The organism is Neoroseomonas marina, from assembly GCF_012927745.1.
In the GTDB taxonomy this organism is placed as follows: Bacteria; Pseudomonadota; Alphaproteobacteria; order Acetobacterales; family Acetobacteraceae; genus Neoroseomonas; species Neoroseomonas marina.
In genome coordinates this window covers 568,240-586,473 of sequence record NZ_JABBKX010000001.1, presented here as the reverse complement: position 1 = coordinate 586,473, position 18,234 = coordinate 568,240, and the positions used below count along the sequence as shown (strand labels likewise).

The 18,234-nt window shown below is 71.0% G+C and carries 18 protein-coding genes; 6 read left to right on the top strand and 12 right to left on the bottom strand.

Annotation, left to right across the window (positions count from 1 at the left end; all coding sequences use genetic code 11):
- The first annotated feature begins 189 nt into the window (after window positions 1-189).
- Complete coding sequence (metF, locus tag GWK16_RS02805) at window positions 190-1,110, top strand: methylenetetrahydrofolate reductase [NAD(P)H] (RefSeq protein WP_248291081.1); 921 nt, start codon at window positions 190-192, stop codon at window positions 1,108-1,110.
- A 15-nt stretch (window positions 1,111-1,125) separates the two neighbouring features.
- Here the strand turns inward: metF and GWK16_RS02800 are convergent, their stop codons facing one another.
- Complete coding sequence (locus GWK16_RS02800) at window positions 1,126-2,013, bottom strand: hypothetical protein (RefSeq protein WP_248291080.1); 888 nt, start codon at window positions 2,011-2,013, stop codon at window positions 1,126-1,128.
- A gap of 102 nt (window positions 2,014-2,115) precedes the next feature.
- Between GWK16_RS02800 and GWK16_RS02795 the strand changes: the two genes are divergently transcribed.
- From GWK16_RS02795 to GWK16_RS02785, 3 genes are read left to right on the top strand one after another with little or no spacing between them, the layout of a single operon-like run.
- Window positions 2,116-2,616 carry a pentapeptide repeat-containing protein gene (locus GWK16_RS02795; protein ID WP_338144380.1) on the top strand — a complete coding sequence of 167 codons (501 nt, stop codon included), beginning with the start codon at window positions 2,116-2,118 and terminating at the stop codon, window positions 2,614-2,616.
- Window positions 2,613-4,808: an ATP-dependent helicase gene (locus GWK16_RS02790; protein ID WP_170052435.1), complete on the top strand. Its 2,196-nt coding sequence runs from the start codon at window positions 2,613-2,615 to the stop codon at window positions 4,806-4,808. The genes GWK16_RS02795 and GWK16_RS02790 overlap by 4 nt, the downstream gene beginning before the upstream one ends.
- Window positions 4,805-5,731 (top strand): 50S ribosomal protein L11 methyltransferase, encoded by a 927-nt coding sequence (locus GWK16_RS02785; protein ID WP_170052434.1) that lies wholly within the window; start codon window positions 4,805-4,807, stop codon window positions 5,729-5,731. Before GWK16_RS02790 ends, GWK16_RS02785 begins: the two co-directional genes overlap by 4 nt.
- Here the strand turns inward: GWK16_RS02785 and GWK16_RS02780 are convergent.
- From GWK16_RS02780 to GWK16_RS02765, 4 genes are all read right to left on the bottom strand, one after another.
- The gene (locus tag GWK16_RS02780; RefSeq protein WP_170052433.1) at window positions 5,715-5,990 is read right to left on the bottom strand and encodes a hypothetical protein; all 276 of its coding nucleotides are present in this window, start codon (window positions 5,988-5,990) and stop codon (window positions 5,715-5,717) included. The two genes, GWK16_RS02785 and GWK16_RS02780, sit on opposite strands and share 17 nt — an antisense overlap.
- Window positions 5,991-6,108: 118 nt before the next feature.
- Window positions 6,109-7,221, bottom strand: a complete 1,113-nt coding sequence (locus GWK16_RS02775) for an LLM class flavin-dependent oxidoreductase (RefSeq protein WP_170052432.1) — start codon at window positions 7,219-7,221, stop codon at window positions 6,109-6,111.
- A gap of 40 nt (window positions 7,222-7,261) precedes the next feature.
- A complete protein-coding gene (locus tag GWK16_RS02770) occupies window positions 7,262-8,221 on the bottom strand; it encodes an LCCL domain-containing protein (protein ID WP_170052431.1) in 960 nt (319 codons plus the stop codon).
- A gap of 111 nt (window positions 8,222-8,332) precedes the next feature.
- A complete protein-coding gene (locus GWK16_RS02765) occupies window positions 8,333-8,695 on the bottom strand; it encodes a DUF1127 domain-containing protein (RefSeq protein ID WP_170052430.1) in 363 nt (120 codons plus the stop codon).
- Between the two features lie 163 nt (window positions 8,696-8,858).
- On the opposite strand from GWK16_RS02765, the gene GWK16_RS02760 reads away from it, so the two are divergent.
- Window positions 8,859-10,634: a M24 family metallopeptidase gene (locus GWK16_RS02760; protein WP_170052870.1), complete on the top strand. Its 1,776-nt coding sequence runs from the start codon at window positions 8,859-8,861 to the stop codon at window positions 10,632-10,634.
- Between the two features lie 37 nt (window positions 10,635-10,671).
- Here the strand turns inward: GWK16_RS02760 and GWK16_RS02755 are convergent, their stop codons facing one another.
- Genes GWK16_RS02755 through GWK16_RS02740 form a run of 4 tightly spaced genes read right to left on the bottom strand, consistent with a single transcriptional unit; the run spans window position 10,672 to window position 15,034 of the window.
- Entirely contained in the window at window positions 10,672-12,288 is a 1,617-nt protein-coding gene (locus GWK16_RS02755) for a cyclohexanecarboxylate-CoA ligase (protein ID WP_170052429.1), read from the bottom strand.
- A 25-nt stretch (window positions 12,289-12,313) separates the two neighbouring features.
- A complete protein-coding gene (gene aliB / locus GWK16_RS02750) occupies window positions 12,314-13,480 on the bottom strand; it encodes a cyclohexanecarboxyl-CoA dehydrogenase (protein ID WP_170052428.1) in 1,167 nt (388 codons plus the stop codon).
- Complete coding sequence (gene badI / locus GWK16_RS02745) at window positions 13,477-14,259, bottom strand: 2-ketocyclohexanecarboxyl-CoA hydrolase (protein ID WP_170052427.1); 783 nt, start codon at window positions 14,257-14,259, stop codon at window positions 13,477-13,479. The genes aliB and badI overlap by 4 nt, the downstream gene beginning before the upstream one ends.
- Before the next feature lie 16 nt (window positions 14,260-14,275).
- Window positions 14,276-15,034 (bottom strand): SDR family oxidoreductase, encoded by a 759-nt coding sequence (locus GWK16_RS02740; protein WP_170052426.1) that lies wholly within the window; start codon window positions 15,032-15,034, stop codon window positions 14,276-14,278.
- 70 nt (window positions 15,035-15,104) lie between these two features.
- On the opposite strand from GWK16_RS02740, the gene GWK16_RS02735 reads away from it, so the two are divergent.
- Window positions 15,105-15,608, top strand: coding sequence for a MarR family winged helix-turn-helix transcriptional regulator (locus GWK16_RS02735; protein ID WP_170052425.1), 504 nt, complete (start codon window positions 15,105-15,107; stop codon window positions 15,606-15,608).
- A 3-nt stretch (window positions 15,609-15,611) separates the two neighbouring features.
- Here GWK16_RS02735 and GWK16_RS02730 read toward each other — a convergent pair whose 3' ends face one another.
- The 3 genes from GWK16_RS02730 to GWK16_RS02720 are packed head-to-tail and all read right to left on the bottom strand — an operon-like array spanning window position 15,612 to window position 18,222.
- Window positions 15,612-16,580 (bottom strand): Bug family tripartite tricarboxylate transporter substrate binding protein, encoded by a 969-nt coding sequence (locus GWK16_RS02730; protein WP_170052424.1) that lies wholly within the window; start codon window positions 16,578-16,580, stop codon window positions 15,612-15,614.
- A gap of 26 nt (window positions 16,581-16,606) precedes the next feature.
- On the bottom strand, window positions 16,607-17,650 hold the full coding sequence (locus GWK16_RS02725; RefSeq protein WP_170052423.1) for an amidohydrolase family protein: 1,044 nt from the start codon (window positions 17,648-17,650) through the stop codon (window positions 16,607-16,609).
- Window positions 17,647-18,222, bottom strand: coding sequence for a carboxymuconolactone decarboxylase family protein (locus GWK16_RS02720; RefSeq protein ID WP_170052422.1), 576 nt, complete (start codon window positions 18,220-18,222; stop codon window positions 17,647-17,649). Before GWK16_RS02720 ends, GWK16_RS02725 begins: the two co-directional genes overlap by 4 nt.
- Window positions 18,223-18,234: the final 12 nt, after the last annotated feature.

The following is an 18,234-nucleotide window of genomic DNA, read 5'->3' as shown; positions in this document are numbered from 1 at the left end:
GAACGGGTCGGTTCAGGATGTTGTGGGCCGAATCGCAATTGGAAGTCCAGCCGACCCGGCGGCGACGCTCATGTCGTCGCGCCGCGAAGCGTAACGAAGCCTTGCCAGCCCGCCCGCGACAGGCCAGAGGAGCCGCCCCGGCCGGAGCGGGAACCCGATGAACGAGGACGAGGCGCGATGAACCATCCGATGAGCGGAACCCTGGCCCGCTGGCTCACCGGCCCGAGGGTGGCCGGGCTGCCCGCGCCGTCGGACCTGCCGGCGCCGGGCCTGTCCTTCGAGTTCTTCCCACCCAGGACCGAGAAGCTCGAGGACCAGCTCTGGACCTGCATCCGGCGGCTGGAGCCGCTCGGGCCGCGCTTCGTCTCCGTCACCTACGGGGCGGGCGGATCGACCCAGGAGCGGACCCACCAGACGGTGGCCCGGCTGGTCGCCGACACCTCCCTCACCCCCGCCGCGCACCTCACCTGCGTCGGCGCGACGCAGGAGGAGGTCGACGCCGTCGCCCGCCGCTACTGGGATGCCGGCGTGCGCCACATCGTGGCCCTGCGCGGGGACCCGCCGGCGGGGGCGACCACCTACACCCCGCATCCGGGTGGCTATGCCCAGGCCGAGGACCTGGTCCGGGGCCTGAAGCGGATCGCCGATTTCGAGATCAGCGTCGGCGCGTATCCCGAGGTGCATCCGGCGGCAATTTCCGCCGATGCGGACCTCGATTTCCTCAAGCGCAAGATCGATGCCGGGGCGACGCGGGCGATCACCCAGTATTTCTTCGATTCCGAGGTCTATCTCCGCTTCATCGACCGCTGCCTCGCCAAGGGCATCACGGTGCCGATCGTCCCGGGCATCCTGCCGGTGTCGAACTTCCAGCAGGTGGTGAAGTTCTCGGCCATGTGCGGCGCGAGCGTGCCCGCCTGGATGGGGCACCTGTTCGAGGGGCTGGAGGAAGACGCCGAGACGCGGCGCATGGTGGCCGCCGTGGTGGCGGCCGAGCAGGTGCGGCTGCTGCAGGCGAACGGTGTGGACGAGTTCCACTTCTATACGCTGAACCGGCCGGACCTGACCTATGCGATCGCGCATATCCTGGGGGCGCGGCCGAAGAAGGGCTGACGGGCGCCGGCTGGTCTAGGCGCGGCGCAGCCGCGCATAGGCCGGCCGCAGCACGAAGGGCCCCACGAACATCGGGATCTGCCCGATGGCGAAGAACAGCAGGATCGACGGATCGGCGGCGGCCGGCAGGACGGCCAGGAACACCGCCTGGTTGCGGTTCCCCGCCAGCAGCCCGGCCGTCAGCGCCGTCCGGCGGTCCAGGAAGGGGATCAGCGCCAGCGCGGTCAGCCCGTTGAGGCCGAAATTCACCCCGAAGGCCGCGACCAGCCCGCCCGCCACCCAGAGCGGATCGGCCAGCAGGCGGGCCTGAACCCCGTCCATCACCCCGAAGGCGAAGACCACCAGCACCAGCACCGCCGCGCCGTCGAGCGGCTTCGCCACGACCTCGAGCCGCGCCGCCCCCACCCAGCGGCGGATGGCGAGCGCGAGCAGTGCCGGAAGCCCGATGATCAGCGCAAGCCGCAGCATCAGCCCGCCGACGGAGATGGCGAGGTCGAGGCCGAGCAGCCCCAGCGCCAGCGGCGGCGCCGTGAAGGGCAGCAGCGCGGTCGTGGCCACGGCGACGATCAGGCTGATCTCGGCATCGAGGCCCACCAGCCGCGCGAAGGCGGGCGCCGAGGTCACGGCGCAACTCGCCGCCACCAGCACGATCCCGGCGCCCAACGGACCGTCCAGACCCATCGCGCGGGTGACGCCGAAGGCGACCAGTGGCGCCACCAGCAGCACCCAGGCCGACAGGAAGGTCACCATCCAGGGCCGCCGCAACCACGCCATGACCTGGGCGGGATCGATGCGCAGCAATACCAGCGTCATCAGCAGCGCGACCGCAGGCGTGACCACGCCGCGCATGGTGGACGCCAGCGGCGCCAGCGCAACGCCCACGAAGATGCTGCCCGCCAGCAACGCGCTGCCATGCCGGGCCGACCATTCGAGGAATCGCAGCAGAAACAGGGTCAGACCGTCCGGCGGTTGGAGGAGTTCGCGTAAGGTTCTATATCCCCCGCCGTGCGCACGCCATCCTCGCTCCCCTCCCTCGTCGCGGGGCTGGTCCTCCTCGCCGGGCCGGCCTTGGCCGGTTGCAACGATCCGCCCGCCCCGGGCGTCGAATGGCGACGCTGCCTGCTGGATGCGAGCGACCTGGCTGGCGCCGATCTCTCCGGCGCACAGTTGCGCGATGCCTCCTTCCAGCGGGCGACGCTCGCGGGCGCCAAGCTCACCGGGGTCGAGGCCATGGAGGCGCGCTTCGTGTCCGCCGATCTCTCCGGCGCGGACCTGTCGGGCGCGATCCTGCGCAGCACCGATTTCACGCGGGCGAACCTGCAGGGCGCGACCCTCACCGGGACGGACCTGCGGCGCGCGACGCTGTTCCGCGCCGACCTTACCGGCGCTGACCTGTCGGGCGCGAACCTGACGGGGGCGAACCTGTCGGGCGCGGTACTCGGCGGCGCGCGCTGGACCGATGGGCGGCGCGTCTGCGCGGCCGGATCGGTGGGGAACTGCCAATGAGCGGCGCGGACTACCTGGTCCGGCTGAACCCGGAACAGCGCGCGGCGGTCGAGGCGGTGGACGGGCCGCTGCTGGTCCTCGCTGGCGCGGGCACCGGCAAGACGCGCGTGCTGACCACGCGCTTCGCGCACATCCTGCTGCAGGGGAAGGCGTATCCGTCCCAGGTGTTGGCGGTCACCTTCACCAACAAGGCGGCGCGGGAGATGCGCGAGCGCGTCTCCGCCATCCTCGGCCAGCCGGCGGAAGGGCTGTGGCTCGGCACATTCCATGCGCTCGCCGCGCGGATGCTGCGGCGGCATGCCGACCAGCTCGGCCTGTCGTCGAACTTCACCATTCTCGATGCCGACGACCAGACGCGGCTGCTGAAGCAGGTGATGGAAGCGTCGCGGATCGACACCAAGCGCTGGCCGGTCAACGGCCTGATGGGCGTGATCCAACGCTGGAAGGACCGCGGCCTTTCGCCCGAGGCCGTCACGCCCGCCGAGGATTCCGACTATGCCGGCGGCCGCGCCACCGAGATCTACGCCGCCTACCAGGACCGCCTGAAGGCGCTGAACGCCTGCGACTTCGGCGACCTGCTGCTGCATGTGGTGACGCTGCTGCGCAACCACCCTGACATCCTCGCGGAATACCACCGCCGCTTCCGCTACATCCTGGTCGACGAATACCAGGACACCAACCTGGTGCAGTACTACTGGCTGCGGCTGCTCGCGCAGGCGCACAAGAACATCTGCTGCGTCGGCGACGACGACCAGTCGATCTATTCCTGGCGGGGCGCGGAGATCGAGAACATCCTCCGCTTCGAGAAGGATTTTCCCGGCGCGCAGATCGTGCGGCTGGAATCCAACTACCGCTCGACGCGACCCATCCTCGCCGCTGCCTCCGCGCTGATCGCGCATAATACGGGGCGGCTGGGCAAGACGCTGCGTCCGGGGCGCGTGGATGCGGACGGGGAGAAGGTGCGTGTCGTCTCGCTGTGGGACAGCGAGGAGGAGGCGCGCATGGTCGGCGAGCGGATCGAGGCCGCGCGCCGGTCCGGCTTCTCGCTCGGCGAGGTCGCGATCCTGGTGCGCGCGGGCTTCCAGACGCGGTCCTTCGAGGAACGGCTGATCGTCCTCGGGATCCCCTATCGCGTCGTCGGGGGCGCGCGCTTCTACGAACGGGCCGAGATCCGCGACGCGATGGCGTATCTGCGCGTCGTGGCGCAGCCGGCCGACGACCTCGCCTTCGAGCGCATCGTGAACACGCCGAAGCGCGGGCTGGGCGACACCGCGATGCAGGCGATGCACGCCATCGCGCGGGCGGAATCGCTGCCACTGTCCCTTGCCGCGGCGCGGGCGCTCGAGACCGGCGCGATCAAGCAGGCCAAGGCGCGCGAGGCGCTGCGCGAGCTGCTGCAAGGCTTCGAGCGCTGGCGCGCGCAGAACGCCACCGAGGGCCATGTCGTCATGGTCGCGACGCTGCTCGACGAATCCGGCTACGCCGAGATGTGGAAGCAGGACAAGTCGCCGGAGGCACCGGGGCGGCTCGAGAACCTCAAGGAACTCGTCCGCGCCATGGCGGAGTTCGAGAACCTGTCCGGCTTCCTCGAGCATGTCTCCCTGGTGATGGAGAATGACGAGGCGGCGGAAGGCGAGCGCGTCTCGCTGATGACGCTGCACGCGGCGAAGGGCCTGGAGTTCGACATGGTCTTCCTGCCGGGCTGGGAGGAAGGGCTGTTCCCGTCGCAGCGCTCGCTCGACGAGGGCGGGGAGAAGGCGCTGGAGGAAGAACGGCGCCTCGCCTATGTCGGCATCACGCGGGCGCGGCGCGTCGCCGTCATCAGCCATGCGGCGAACCGGCGCATCTACGGCAACTGGCAGGCCTCGATTCCGTCGCGCTTCCTGGACGAGCTGCCGGTCGGCGAGATCATCCGCGAGGGCGGCGCGCAGCGGGAGGCACGGTCCCATGCCTCGGTCTTCGCGGGCGGCGGTCTGTTCGCGCAACGTCCGCGGCGGACGATCGAGGCCGGTGCGTGGGAAGTGAAGGAACGCCCCGCCGCGACCGGCAACTTCGCGATCGGGGAGCGCATCTTCCACCAGAAATTCGGCTATGGCCGCATCACCGGTATCGAGGAGAACCGCCTCGATATCGAGTTCGAGAAGGCGGGCACGAAGCGCCTGCTCGACAGTTTCGTGGAGAAGACCCGATGAGGCCCTCCGGCCCCGATGCGCCGGGCGCGCTGTCCCGCCGCCGCGCCGAACCGCTGGAAGCCCTGGTGATCGACGGGCTGCCCGAGCACGCCGTGCCGGTCTTCGAGGCCGCGCTCGAGCAGGTCTGCACCACCGTCGCCTATTTCCGCGACGAGCCGACCGACACCTGGCGCATCGAAGGCGTGCGCGAGGCCGGCGCGCTCGATGAGGAACTGGACGCCGCGCTGGCGCTCGCCGCCGCGGTCGCAGGCATCGAGCCCCCGGCGCTGCAGGCCGCGCCGGTGGAAGCCGACGGCTGGCTCGCCCGCACCGTGCAGGCCTTCCCGGAGATGCCGATCGGCCGGCGCTTCCTGATCCGGCCGACGCATGTGCCGGACCCGGCGACCTATGGACGCGTGGTGCTGAAGCTGGATGCGGGCCTGGCCTTCGGGTCGGGGGAACACGCGTCGACGCAGGGTTGCCTGCGCGCCTATGAGGCGATCGCGCATCGCCGCCCGCGCAGCGTCTGCGACCTCGGCAGCGGGTCGGGGATCCTCGCGATGGCCGCGGCGAAGACGGTGCCGTGCCGTGTGCTGGCGACCGACATCGAGCCCTGGTCGGTGCGCGTCTGCGACCAGAATGCGCGGATGAACGGGCTCGGGCCGCGGCGCATGCGCTCGATCCTGGCCGATGGCTGGAAGCCGCGGCTGATGAAGGGCGTGCGCTACGACCTGATCTTCGCGAACATCCTGGCGCGGCCGCTCTGCGCCATGTCGCAGGATCTGGCGATGCACCTCGCGCCGCGCGGCACGGCGATCCTGGCAGGGCTGTTGGGCACGCAGGCGCGGATGGTGCTGGCGGCGCACCGGCGTGCGGGGCTGGTGCTGGAACGGCGGATCGACGTGGGGCCGTGGACAACGCTGGTGCTCAGGCGCCGCGCCTGACGAGTTCGGCGTTGCGTTCGAGGGCGCGCGCGTTGGCCTCATAGGCTCGCCGCGCCTGGATGGCGCCGACCATGGCGCGTTCGATGTCGCCGCTGGCCTGCGCCGCGGTCAGCGCCTGGTTGCCGCTGGGTGGCGCCGGCGAGGGATCGGCCGCGCGCGCGCTGCCCGGCGTGGGATCGGCGATGATGGTCGCCGCATCGGCGAGGCGTTCGCCCGCGCGCTGCATCCCCTGGACCGAGGCATTGAGGGCGACCTGCATCGTCTCAGCTTGCGGCGCATTCGTTGATCTTCGGTGAACGCCCCGTCCAACGCGCCCGCGCAGGTGGCCAAGGAAGGAGGTTGGGGTTCGGGGGCGGAGTTCCCTCCGCCCCCGATGTTCATTCCGCGGCCTTCGCCGCCGCTTCCGCGTGCTGCCGCAGCTTCGGCATCACCTCCTCCGCGAGGTGCTTCATCGTCTCCGCCTCCCAGGCCGCATTGACGCCGGACCAGTCGAGCCCCGGCATCAGCAGGTGCCCGAAGGGCCCGACCTCCTCGCGCAGCGCGACGAGACGGTCGAGCACGGTCTTCGGGCTGCCGGCGATGACGCAGGCCTCGATCATGTCCTCGGTCGTCGCGCTCGCCGGGTCCATCTCCTCGCGCGGCGTCATGGTGCCGGCGAGGCCGGCGCGCTTCGCCAGGCTGCCGAGGTAGTCGAAGTAGTAGCGCGTCGCCCCTTCCGGGGCGGTGGCGCGGGCGCGTGCCTCGGCGTCGGTCGCGGCGATCACCATGTTGCGCGCGACGCGCCAGTTGGATCCGTCCACGGGGCGGCCGGCATCGCCCAGGCCCTTCGCCATGCCCTGCCAATGCCCGGCCAGCACGCGATGCGCGACGAAATTGGCGCTGATGACGCCCCAGCCGCGCGCGGCGGCGACGGTGACGCTGAAGCTGTTCGGCTGGCGCGCGGAGATGTGGACGGACGGGCCGCCTGGCCGGAAGGGCTTGGGCATGTAGCCCACGCCATAGTCGGGCAGCACGGTGCGCGTCAGGCGGATCGGCCAGGTGCGGCCCTCGATCTCGTAGGGCGGCTCGCTGTCCCAGATCGCCTGGATGGTGGCGATGGATTCCAGCATGCGCTTGCCGCGCTCCACCGGCTCGATGTCGCCGAACAACTCGAAGTCCGAGGCGAGGCCGCCCGAGCCGATGCCGAACAGCAGCCTCCCGCCCGACATGTGGTCGAACTGCGCGACCTCGGCCGCGACGATGGCGGGGTGGTGGTTGGGCAGGTTGATCACGCCCGTGCCGAAGGTCAGCCGCGTGCGATGGATCAGCCCGGCCATGAACATCAGCGGCGAGGCGATGGGTTCGGAGGTGGCGGAGAAATGCTCGCCGACCCAGAGCTCGTTGAAGCCGAGCCGGTCGGCCAGCAGCGACTTCTCGGTGTCCTCGGCCAGGGTCTCGTGCATCGGCCGGTGCGGCGGATGCAGCGGCATCATGAACAGGCCGAGATGCATCGGCGTTTCTCCCCTCGTCTTCGACGGGGAGGCTAGGCGCTCAGCGGCGGAAGGAGAAGGAGGCGCTCCAGGGGCCGTAACTGGCCGAGGTGACGCCGTTCTGCGCGCTGCCGAAATAGGCCGGCAGCCCGGGCACCGGGACGACGTTCACCACTCCGCCGGCGGGCGGGATGACGCCGGCATGGACGGCGGCGCGGCAGACGCGGCTGTCGGTGGTGTAGACGCCGGTGCCCCAGACGGTCCCGGCCGCGGCGGCCTCGGCCGTGCAGGTGCAGGCGAGCGGCGCCGACTGGCCGCCGAAGGCGGCTGGGCAGGCGGGCGGTCCGTCGAGGACGGGGCGCGGCGGCGGCGGCGCGATGCCGGCAACGGTGAAGGAGGAACTCCAGGCGCCGTAGCGGCTCGAGGTGACGCCGTTGGCGGCGCTGCCGTCGTAGCTCGCGCGGCCCGGAGCCGGGGTCACGGTGATGGCCCCGCCCGCCGCGGGGATCACGCCGGCATGGACGGCGGCGCGGCAGATCCGACTGTCGGACGTGTAGGTCCCGCTGCCCCAGACCGACCCGGAGGCGGTGGCGGCGGGCGTGCAGGTGCAGGAGATCGTGCCGCTGCCGTCCTGGAAGCTGTCGGGGCAGGCCGTCAGCGGCCGCGCCGCGGTGCCGCCCGGCGGGGTGACGACGAACGACCCGCCCCAGCTGCCATATTCCATGGATGTCACGCCATGGGCGGTGCTGCCGCGATAGGCAGCCTCGCCCGGGGCGGGGAAGACATGGATCAGGCCGCCGGTGGCCGGGATCGCGCCGGCATGAACGGCGGCACGGCAGACGCGGCTGTCGGTGGTGTAGGGGCCACTGCCCCAGACGGAGCCGCCGGAGGCTGCCTCGGCCGAGCAGGTGCAGGCCACGGCCTCGCTGCGCCCTTCGAAATTGCCGGGGCAGGGCGCCTGGGCGGCGGCAGTGGCGACGCCGGCGAACCAGCAGAGCAGGGCAAGCACCAGGCGACGCATCGAAGGCTCCCGCACCATGACGGGCGGGAGGCTAGAGCGGAGCGCGCCAGGGCATCAATCGTGGCGCGAGGGGCCGCGGCCGAAGGGGGGAGATGCCGCGGCCCCGGCGCGTCAGGCGGCCCGGGGGGCCGGCCGCTCGCCGGCGTCGTTCGCCGGGCGCGGGTTGAAGCCGGGCTCGAAGACCCGGCCGATGTCGTAGCGCGTCATGCCGATGTCGCGAAGTTCGCGATCCGACAGGCGGCGCAGCGCGTTGTAGGTGGCGACACGCTGCGGGAAGGTCGCGATGGCGCGGGCCAGCGCCTCGACCGTGCGGGCGGCGGCGCCGGCGGCGCGGCGAACGGTGGTGGCCACGGCGTCGTCGCGCGCCGCGATGGCGGCGAGGCGCACGGCCTCGGCCTCGGCGGCGCTGCGGGAGGGAGACGTGGCGGCCGGGAGAAGCAGGGCAGCCTCGGCCTTGGTGATACGGGCGTCCATGTTAAGTGTCCTTGGTGTGGTTGGCGTCTCCTGAGCGGGCGCCAACCTTACGAGGCCGCAATCTAGATGCTGCAGTGCAACAGGTGATGCGCCAAGGTCACGCATGAGTCATGCGTCAGACGCATTGTTTCCTGTGGATACATGCAGTGAGTAGGTGACAAGGATCACTGCCCTGAGCCCCTCCGAACGCCTCGCCGCCCTGCGCGCCCGGCTCGCCCAAGCCGGCGTCCAGGGCTTCATCATCCCCCGGTCCGACGAACACCTGGGCGAATACGTCCCGCCCGCCGGCGAACGCCTCGCCTGGCTGACCGGCTTCACCGGATCCGCCGGCATGGCGATCGTGCTGCCGGACCGCGCCGCGGTCTTCACCGATGGCCGCTACACCCTGCAGGTCCGCAACCAGACCGACCCGGCGCTGTGGGAATGCCGGCACATCACCGAGGAGCCGGCGACGGAGTGGCTGAAGGCCCACGCCCAGGACCTCACGATCGGCTACGATCCCTGGCTGCATGCCGCGCCCGCCATCGAACGCCTGAAGGCGCCGGGCGTGCATTTCGGCCCGCTCGCGGCGAACCCGCTCGACGCCGCCTGGGCCGACCGCCCGGCCGCGCCGATGGCGGAAGCGGTGCCGCATCCGATCGGCTTCACCGGCAAGCCCGCGGCGGAAAAGCGCGCCGAGGCCGCCGCCGCGCTGCGCGAGGCGGGCGAGGACGCGGTGGTGCTGGCGGATCCGCATTCGCTCGCCTGGCTGCTCAACATCCGTGGCGGGGACCTCGCGCATACGCCGCTCGCGCTGGGCTTCGCGCTGCTGCATGCGGATGCGCATGTCGACCTGTTCATGGCGCCGCGGAAGGTGCCGGGCGCGACGCTCGCGCATCTCGGCAATGAGGTGACGGTGCGGCCGCGCGAGGAACTGCCCCATGCGCTCGACGAATTGCGCGGCAAGCGCGTGCGCATCGACGCCGAGGCGACGCCGGCCTGGTTCTCCGACTGGCTGCGCCAGGCAGGGGCCGAGATCACCGCCGGCGAGGACCCCTGCCGCCTGCCGCGCGCCTGCAAGAACCCCGCGGAGCGCGAGGGCGCGCATGCCGCGCACCGGCGCGACGGCGCGGCCATGGCCCGCTTCCTCCATTGGTTCGCCGAGGAAGCGCCGAAGGGCGGGCTGACCGAGATCTCGGCCGCGGCGAAGCTGCTCGACTTCCGCTGCGCCCTGCCGCTGTTCCGCGGCGAGAGCTTCCCGGCGATCTCGGGCGCCGGCGAGCACGGCGCCATCGTGCATTACCGCGTCACGCCCGAGACCAATCGTCGCATCGCGCCGGACGAGGTCTACCTGATCGATTCCGGCGGCCAGTTCATGGATGGCACGACGGACATCACGCGCACGCTCTGGACCGGGCCGGGCGCCGCGCCGGCGACCCTGAAGGACCGGGTGACGCGGGTGCTGAAGGGGCATATCGCGCTGGCCACCGTGAAGTTCCCGGCGGGCGTCGCGGGGCCGCACCTCGATGCGCTGGCGCGAAGGGCGCTGTGGGATGCGGGGCTCGACTTCGACCACGGCACCGGCCATGGCGTCGGGTCCTTCCTGTCGGTGCATGAAGGCCCGGTCGCCTTCAGCCGCGCCGCGCGCATCGTGCCGTTGCGCGAAGGGATGATCCTGTCCGACGAGCCCGGCTTCTACGCGCCGGGCGAATACGGCATCCGGCTCGAGAACCTGCTGCTCGTCGTGCCGGCGGCGCTGCCGCATGCGACGAAGCCGTTCCTTGCCTTCGAGACGCTGACGCTCGCGCCCTTCGACCGCGCGCTGATCGATCCGGCCCTGCTGACGGCGGCGGAGCGCGACTGGCTGAACGCCTACCACGCGCGGGTGCTGGCCGAGATCGGCCCGCAGGTGGAGGAGCCGACGCGCGCCTGGCTGCGCGCCGCCTGCGCGCCGATCTGAGCGACGGACGGGAGGGGCGGCGCCCCTCCCGGCGCCGTCAGTCGCGCGCCATTTCCCTGAGCCGGAACTTCTGGATCTTGCCGCTCGGCGTGCGCGGCAGTTCCTGCACGATCTCGAGCCGTTCCGGCATGTATTGCCGCGCCATCCGCTGCTCCTGCAGGTAGGCGGTCATCTCCGCGAGCGTCAGGCTCGCGCCTTCGCGCAGGCGGACATAGGCGCAGGCGCGCTCGCCGAGGCGGTCGTCCGGGTAGCCGACCACCGCGACCTCGGCGATGGCGGGGTGGCGGAACAGCAGGCCCTCGACCTCGACGACCGGGATGTTCTCGCCGCCGCGGATGATGATGTCCTTGGAGCGTCCGGCGATGCGGATGTAGCCCTCGGGGTCCATGCGGGCGAGGTCGCCGGTGTCGAACCACCCCTGCGGGTCGGTGGTGTCGAGCTCGGGGCGCTTGAGGTAGCCCAAGAAGTTCGAGCAGCCGCGCACCTGGAGGCGGCCCTGTTCGCCTGCGGGCGCGAGCCCGCCTTCGGCATCGAGGACACGCAGTTCCATCCCCGGCAGCGGGCAGCCATCCGTGGTGGTGGCCTTCTCCTCGACGTCGTCGAGATAGGTGGTGGTGACGGCACCGTTCTCCGACATGCCCCAGGCCGAGACGATGGCGGCGCCGAGCGTCGGGCGCGCCTTGGCGACGAGGGCGCGCGGGATCGGCGCGCCGGCGGAGACGAAGACGCGCAGGCTCGGCGTGCCCTCGCCGGTGCGGGCGACATGTTCCGTGAGGTCGTTGAGGAAGGGCGTCGCGCCCATGGTGAAGGTCGCGCCCTCGTCGCGGATCTGGCGGGCCATTTCCTCGGGCGCGAAGATGTCCTGCAGCACGGCGGTGCCGCCCAGCATCACCGGCAGCACGATGCCGTACATGAAGCCGAGCTGGTGTGCGAGCGGGGAGGGCATGTGGATCACGTCCCCGGCGCCGAGGCCGAGGCGTTCGGCGAAGGGCGCAAGGTTCGACAGCATCGTGTTCGAACTGTGCATCACGCCCTTGGGCTCGCCCGTGGTGCCGCTGGTGTAGAGCAGCTGGATCACGTCGTCGGGCGAGGGCGGTGCGGGGCGGAAGGCGGCGGGATCGCCCTGCGGCGAGAGCAGCGTGTCATAGGCATCCGGCCCGGTGCCGCCGGCGACGACCACGTGCTTCAACGCCGGCAGCCGGTCGCGGACATTGGCGACCATGGCGGGGTAGTCGAATCCGCGGAAGCGGTGCGGCACCACCATCACCTTCGATTCCGCGAGGCCGAGCATGAAGCCGAGCTCGCGTTCCCGGAAGATCACCATCAGCGGGTTGCTGACCGCGCCGAGCTTCAGGCAGGCGAGGTGCAGGACCGAGAATTCCCACCAGTTCGGCAGCTGGAAGGAGACGACGTCGCCTGCGCCGATGCCGCGTTGTCGCAGCGACATCGCGACGTGGGTCGAAAGCCGGTCGAGCTCGGCATAGGTGATGCGTCGCGCCTCCCCGGTCTCGGAACGCCGTGCGACGATCGCGGTGTGGCCGGGCCTGGCGGCGACCGCGCGGGCGAGGTGGTCGAGCAGCGTCTCGTCGCGCCAATGGCCCGCCGCGCGCATGGCGGCGCGCCGGGCGAGCAGCCTCTCCTTCTGGACCTCCATGCATTCCTCCCTTGCAGACTTGTTCTCAGCGACGTGTCGCGTATTGCACCGCCGCCTTGCCGGCCCTTTCGCGGGCCACGATCAGTTTCATGATCTGCGCCGTGCCGTCGCCGATCTCGAGCCCCATGACGTCGCGCAGCCGCTGCTGGTGGGGCAGGTCGAGCGACCAGCCGTAATGGCCATGGGTCAGCAGGCACTGGTGGATGACGTCGACCGCCGTCTTGGGCCCGAGCCACTTGCACATGGCGGCCTCGGCGGTATGCGGCGCGCCTTCGTCGCGTAGCCGCAGCGTGTGGTAGCAGAGCTGCCGGATGGCGGCGACGAGGCCCTCGCCTTCCGCGAGCGGGAAGGTCACGCCCTGGTATTGCGCGATCGGCGCGCCGAAGGCCTGGCGTTCCTGCACATAGGCCCAGGATTCGTCGAGCGAGGCCTGGGCCGCCGCGCAGCACTGCAACCCGATCAGGGCGCGCGAATAGTCGAAGCCCTGCATGACCTGGACGAAGCCCATGCCTTCCTCGGCGAGGCGGTTCGCCGCCGGGATGCGGACATCGTCGAAGAAGATCGACCCGCGTCCGATGGCATGGCTGCCGAGGTCGTTGAAGCGCGTCGTGGTGACGCCCTTCGCATCCATCGGCACGAGGAAGGCCGAGACGCCGCGTGCCCCGCTGTCGGGCGTGCCGGTGCGGGCGAAGATCACCGCGGCATCGGCCTGGTCGGCCATGCTGATGGAGGATTTTTCCCCATTCAGCACGTAGTCGTCGCCATCGCGCCGGGCGGAGAGCTGCAGGTTCGCCGCGTCCGACCCGCCGCGCGGCTCGGTCAGGCCGATGCAGAACAGCGCCTCGCCCGCAACGATGCGCGGGATCCATTCGCCCGCCAGTTCGGGTGAGGCATGCCGCGCGATGATCTGCCCGTTCAGCGAGGCGAGCAGCGGCACGTAGGAGACATTGATGTCGGCATGGGCCACCGCCTCGATGGCCAGCCCCGCGGTGACCGATGGCGCGCCGAGGCCGCCATGCTCCTCCGGCAGGTCGGCGCCGATCAGGCCGAGCGCGCCCATCTCCCGCACCAGGCCGCGGTCGACGCGTCCGGTCTTCTCGCGCGCCATGTAGCCGGGGGCGATGCGCTCGCGGGCGAAGCGGCGCGCGGCCTCCTGCAGGGCGTGCTGCTCCTCGGTCAGGGCGGTCGTCACTTCTGGTGCTTTCGGAAGTCGGGCTTGCGCTTCTCGTTGAAGGCGCGGACGCCTTCCTGGGATTCCTCGGTCGCGTAGTACATGGCGAGCGCCTGCATCCCCATGCCGCTGATGCCGCGGATGCTGTCGGTGTCGGCGTTGAAGGACCGCTTCGCGATGGCGAGCGCGGTCGGGCTCTTCTCAAGGATCTCGGCGCACCACTTCGCCACCTCGGCATCGAGCTGGTCGTGCGGGACCACGGTGTTCACCAGGCCCATCGCCATCGCCTCGGCGGCGGTGTAGCGGCGGCAGAGGTACCAGATCTCCCGCGCCTTCTTCTCGCCCACAATGCGCGCGAGGTAGGCGGTGCCGAAGCCCGGATCGACCGAGCCGACCTTGGGGCCCACCTGGCCGAACTGCGCCTTCTCGGACGCGATGGTGAAGTCGCAGATGGTCGCGAGCACGTTGCCGCCGCCGATGGCATAGCCCTGCACGCGCGCGATGACGGGCTTCGGGACCTCGCGGATGATGGACTGCAATTCCTCGACCGGCAGGCCGATGATGCCGCGCCCGTCATAGTTGCCGTCATGGGCGGACTGGTCGCCGCCGGTGCAGAAGGCGCGGTCGCCTGTGCCGGTGAGCACGATGACGCCGATGGACTTGTCCCAGCCGGCCTTGTTGAAGGCGTGGATCAGTTCCTCGCAGGTGCGCCCGCGGAAGGCGTTCATCACCTTGGGGCGGTTGATGGCGATGGTGGCGACGCCATCTGCGGCCGTGTAGAGGATGTCCTCGTATTCCATGATCTTTCGTCCTTCCTCATCCGGCCATCGTCAGGCCGCCGGAGACGCTCAGCACCTGGCCGGTGACGTAGGCGGCGTCGTCGCTCGCGAAGAACAGGATGGCGCCGGGCAGGTCCTCCGGCGTGCCGATGCGGCCCATCGGCACGGCGCGGCGGAAGGCCTCGTCCAGCTTCTCGGGGTTGCCCGCGCCTTCCTTGTAGCCGGCGAAGAGCGCGGTATCGGTCGGCCCCGGGCAGACCACGTTCACCGTGATGCCCTGGCGGGCATGTTCGCGTGCGAGCGTCTTGGAGAAACCCAGGAGCCCGGCCTTGCAGGCGGCATAGACCGCCTCGCCCGAGGACCCCACGCGCGCGGCGTCGGAGGCGATGTTGACGATTCGGCCCGCCTTGCGCGCGATCATGCCCGGCAGCACGGCGTGATGCATGTTGAGCGCGCCGACCAGGTTGATGGCGATCAGCTTCTGCCATTCGGCGGGCGTGCTGTCCTTGAACAGGCGGAACACGTCCCAGCCGGCGTTGTTGACCAGGATATGCACCGGGCCGAGCGCGGCCTCGGCCGCCGCGACGGCAGCCGTGACCGCCGCATGGTCGGTGATGTCGCAGGCGAAGGCACGGGCGCCGCCGCCGATCGCCCCCGCGACCCGTTCCGCCGCCGCGGCGTCGATGTCGAAGACCGCAACCTTCGCCCCCGCCTCGGCGAAGCGGCGGCAGGTGGCGCCGCCGATGCCTCCGGCCCCACCGGTGACGATGACCACCCTGTCCTTCAGGCCGCGCATGGTGCCTCCGTGCTGGCGGAACTGATATGACAAAGGTATGCTATATTCAGATGGAAATGGCAATAGGTTGATGGATCAGGCGTCCGCAAGCGCCGCCGCCGAGGAGCAGGCCCGGTTCGACGTGGCGAACCGGCTCTTCCTGCGCCTCTATCAGGCGTCGAATCTCATGCATAAGACGGGCACGAAGGCGGTCGGCGACTTCGGCGCCACCACCCAGCAATGGGCGGTGCTCGGCGCCCTGTCCCGCCCCTCGGTCCGCGACCGTGGCATGACGGTGAAGCAGCTGATCGGCTTCCTGATGGTCAGCCGCCAGAACCTCACGGCCGTGCTCGATCGGCTGGAACAGGCGGGCCTGGTCGAGCGCGTGCGCACCGCCGGCGCCGATGGGCGGCTGCGCCATGTGCGGCTGACGTCGCAGGGGATCGACATCTGGGGCGCGATGCTCGGCAGCATCCGCCGCTACTACGACTCCGCGCTCGACGGCTTCTCGACCGAGGAATGCGTGCTGCTGTTCAAGCTGCTGGACCGGCTGAGGGATGGCCTCAGCCGGATGCAGGAGCCTGAGGAGGGCTGAGCCTCAATCCGGGCGGATGTTGTTCCGCTGGATCACCTCGCGCCACTTGGCGTTCTCGCTGCGGATGAAGGCGCCGAATTCCTCGGCCGGGTTGCCGCCGGGGATGGCGCCCTGGTCGTGCAGGCGGCGCCGGACATCGGGGTCCTGCAGCGCGGCGATGGCCGCACGGCGCAGGGCCTCGAGTGCCGCGGGCTGGGTCCGCGCGGGCGCCACCAGCCCATGCCAGTTGCTGGCGTCGACCGAGGGCAGGCCGAGCTCACGGAAGGTCGGCACGTCGGGGATCCAGGTCAGCCGTTCCGGCGTCCCGACTGCGAGCGCGCGCATCGCCCCCGCATTGATCTGCGGCAGCAGCACGGGCAGGTCCGCAAAGCCGAGCTGAACCTCATTGCGCAGCACCGCGGTCGCGAGCTGCCCGCCGCTGTTGTAGGCGATCTGCACGATGTCGAGCCCGGCGGCGGCGCGCAGCTGCTCGGCCGCGAGGTGCGGCATGGAGCCGTTGCCGGTGGTGCCGAAGTTCAGCGCGCCCGGCCGTGCGCGGGCGTCCGTGATCAGGTCCTGCAGCGTCCGGTAGGGCGAGACCGCCGGCACGACCACGGGTTCCGGCACCAACACGCCGAGGGTGATGGGTGCCAGGTCGCGCACCGGATCATAGGGCGTGCCGCGGCCGAGATTGGGCGAGATGGCGAGCGCGCCGGCGCTGCCGATGCCGAACATGTAGCCGTCCGGCGCCGCCTTCGCGACGACGTCCACGCCCGTCACGCCGCCCGCGCCGGGGCGGTTGTCCACCACCACGGGCTGGCCCAGCGTCTGCTGCATGTGCGGGGCCATGATGCGCGCGACGATGTCGCTCGGCCCCCCGGCCGCGAAGGGCACCACGAAGCGGATGGGACGGGAGGGGTAGGCGTCCTGCGCCGCGGCCGGCAGGGCGGCCAGCGCGCCGAGCAGGGCGGCGGCAATCACGTTGCGTCGCATGGGGTGTCCTCCGTCGTGTCGTGGTCTCAGGCGATCTCGGGCAGGCGGTAGAAGCGCGCGGCGCTCCGCCAGAAGAGATCGGTCTTCTCGGATGCGCTCGCGCCCGCGGCGATGCGCTTCATCGCGTTCCAGCCGATGGCGTAGGCATAGCCGCCCTTGTCGACGGGGAAGTTGCTCTCGAACATGCAGCGCGCGGCGCCGAAGGTCTCGATGCAGTGCTCCATCCAGGGGCGCCAGGCCTCGGCGAGTTCGGCCGAGGACGGCGCGCGCGGGCGCGTCTCGAAGCCGAAGCCGGGCAGGCGCATGCCGAGGCCGCCGACCTTCACCATCACGTTCGGGCAGGTGGCGAGGTCGCGCATATGCGCTGACCAGGTCGCGAAGACCTCGTCGCGCTTTCCCTCGTAGCGCCCGATGCCGAGGATGCCGCCGCAATGGTCGAGGACCATCGGCACCTGCGGGAAGGCTCGCGCCAGCGCGACCAGCTTCGGAAGCTGGTGGAAGTAGATCCAGGCGTCGAAGGTCATCCCCCGCTTGCCGAGCTCGGCCATGCCGGCGCGGAAGCCCGCGCTGTCCATCATGTCCTCGGGTGGCGTGTAGGACGGGTTAAGCATCGCGGGGTCCGGGTCCCAGGTCGCGATGTGGCGGATGCCGCGGAAGCGGTCGCCGCCCGCCTTCGCATGCGCCTCGAGCACCGGTGCGACCGCGGCGCCGAGCCGCAGGTCGGCCGCACCCACGATGCCGGCGCAGGCGCGGATGGCGCCATAGCGGCCGCTCGCGCACATCGCCGCGACGCCGTTGGCGAATTCGGTCTCGCCCACCGCGCGCATCTCCCCAGGCCCATCGGCGCGCAGCAGGGATCGCGAGGACTGCACATAGACCGTCGCGCGCACGTCGTGGCCGGTCGCGAGATCCGCCAGCAATTCATCGAGCAGGTAGCGCCAGCCCGGCTGGTCCCACAGGTGGTGATGCGGGTCGATGATGGGCTGCGCGGGGTCGATCGCATCCTCGACGCAGGTCCCGAGCCAATCCTCGCGCACCGGGATCTGGTGCTGCTGCATGCTGTGGGTCATGCGCTGGCTCCCGCGAATTCGGGGTCGTTGAGCTCGGGGGCGATGGAGCCGGGGATGCCGAGCTCGAAGGTGTTCAGCGTCAGCGCGACCAGGCAGTAGTAGCCGAGGATGCCGACCAGCTCGACCACGCCGCGTTCGCCCAGTGCGGCGACGCCGGCCTCATACAGCGGCTTCGGCACGCGGCCTGTGGACAGCAGCGTGGTCGAGACGTCGTAGACCGCCTGTTCGCGCGCATCGCGCAGGCTCGGCGTGCGGCGCGCGGCGATGGCCGCGATCACCTCGGGGTCCATCCCCGCCTTCAGCCCTTCGCGCTTATGCGCGGTCCATTCGTAATGCGACGTCCAGTGGCGGCCGCAGACCAGGATCGCGAGTTCCGACAGGCGCGGTTCCAGCGTCGTCTGGTAGCGCAGCAACTCGCCGAGCTTCTGGCCGCGGCTCGCGAGCTCCGGGTTCTGCAGCCAGGCGACCATTGGCGCGGGGACGCGGCCGCGGATGCCGGAGACGGCCTCCGCCACGGCGGCCTTCTGGGCTTCGGTCATTGCCTCCTCGGGCGGCAGGTCCAGGCGGGGCATGGGCGGTTTCCT

Coding starts and splice junctions, on each gene's coding strand:
- metF (WP_248291081.1), top strand. CDS start 190: ATGAGCGGAACCCTGGCCCGCTGGCTCACCGGCCCGAGGGTGGCCGGG.
- GWK16_RS02790 (WP_170052435.1), top strand. CDS start 2,613: ATGAGCGGCGCGGACTACCTGGTCCGGCTGAACCCGGAACAGCGCGCG.
- GWK16_RS02785 (WP_170052434.1), top strand. CDS start 4,805: ATGAGGCCCTCCGGCCCCGATGCGCCGGGCGCGCTGTCCCGCCGCCGC.
- GWK16_RS02780 (WP_170052433.1), bottom strand. CDS start 5,990: ATGCAGGTCGCCCTCAATGCCTCGGTCCAGGGGATGCAGCGCGCGGGC.
- GWK16_RS02775 (WP_170052432.1), bottom strand. CDS start 7,221: ATGCATCTCGGCCTGTTCATGATGCCGCTGCATCCGCCGCACCGGCCG.
- GWK16_RS02770 (WP_170052431.1), bottom strand. CDS start 8,221: ATGCGTCGCCTGGTGCTTGCCCTGCTCTGCTGGTTCGCCGGCGTCGCC.
- GWK16_RS02765 (WP_170052430.1), bottom strand. CDS start 8,695: ATGGACGCCCGTATCACCAAGGCCGAGGCTGCCCTGCTTCTCCCGGCC.
- GWK16_RS02755 (WP_170052429.1), bottom strand. CDS start 12,288: ATGGAGGTCCAGAAGGAGAGGCTGCTCGCCCGGCGCGCCGCCATGCGC.
- badI (WP_170052427.1), bottom strand. CDS start 14,259: ATGGAATACGAGGACATCCTCTACACGGCCGCAGATGGCGTCGCCACC.
- GWK16_RS02740 (WP_170052426.1), bottom strand. CDS start 15,034: ATGCGCGGCCTGAAGGACAGGGTGGTCATCGTCACCGGTGGGGCCGGA.
- GWK16_RS02735 (WP_170052425.1), top strand. CDS start 15,105: ATGGATCAGGCGTCCGCAAGCGCCGCCGCCGAGGAGCAGGCCCGGTTC.
- GWK16_RS02730 (WP_170052424.1), bottom strand. CDS start 16,580: ATGCGACGCAACGTGATTGCCGCCGCCCTGCTCGGCGCGCTGGCCGCC.
- GWK16_RS02725 (WP_170052423.1), bottom strand. CDS start 17,650: ATGACCCACAGCATGCAGCAGCACCAGATCCCGGTGCGCGAGGATTGG.
- GWK16_RS02720 (WP_170052422.1), bottom strand. CDS start 18,222: ATGCCCCGCCTGGACCTGCCGCCCGAGGAGGCAATGACCGAAGCCCAG.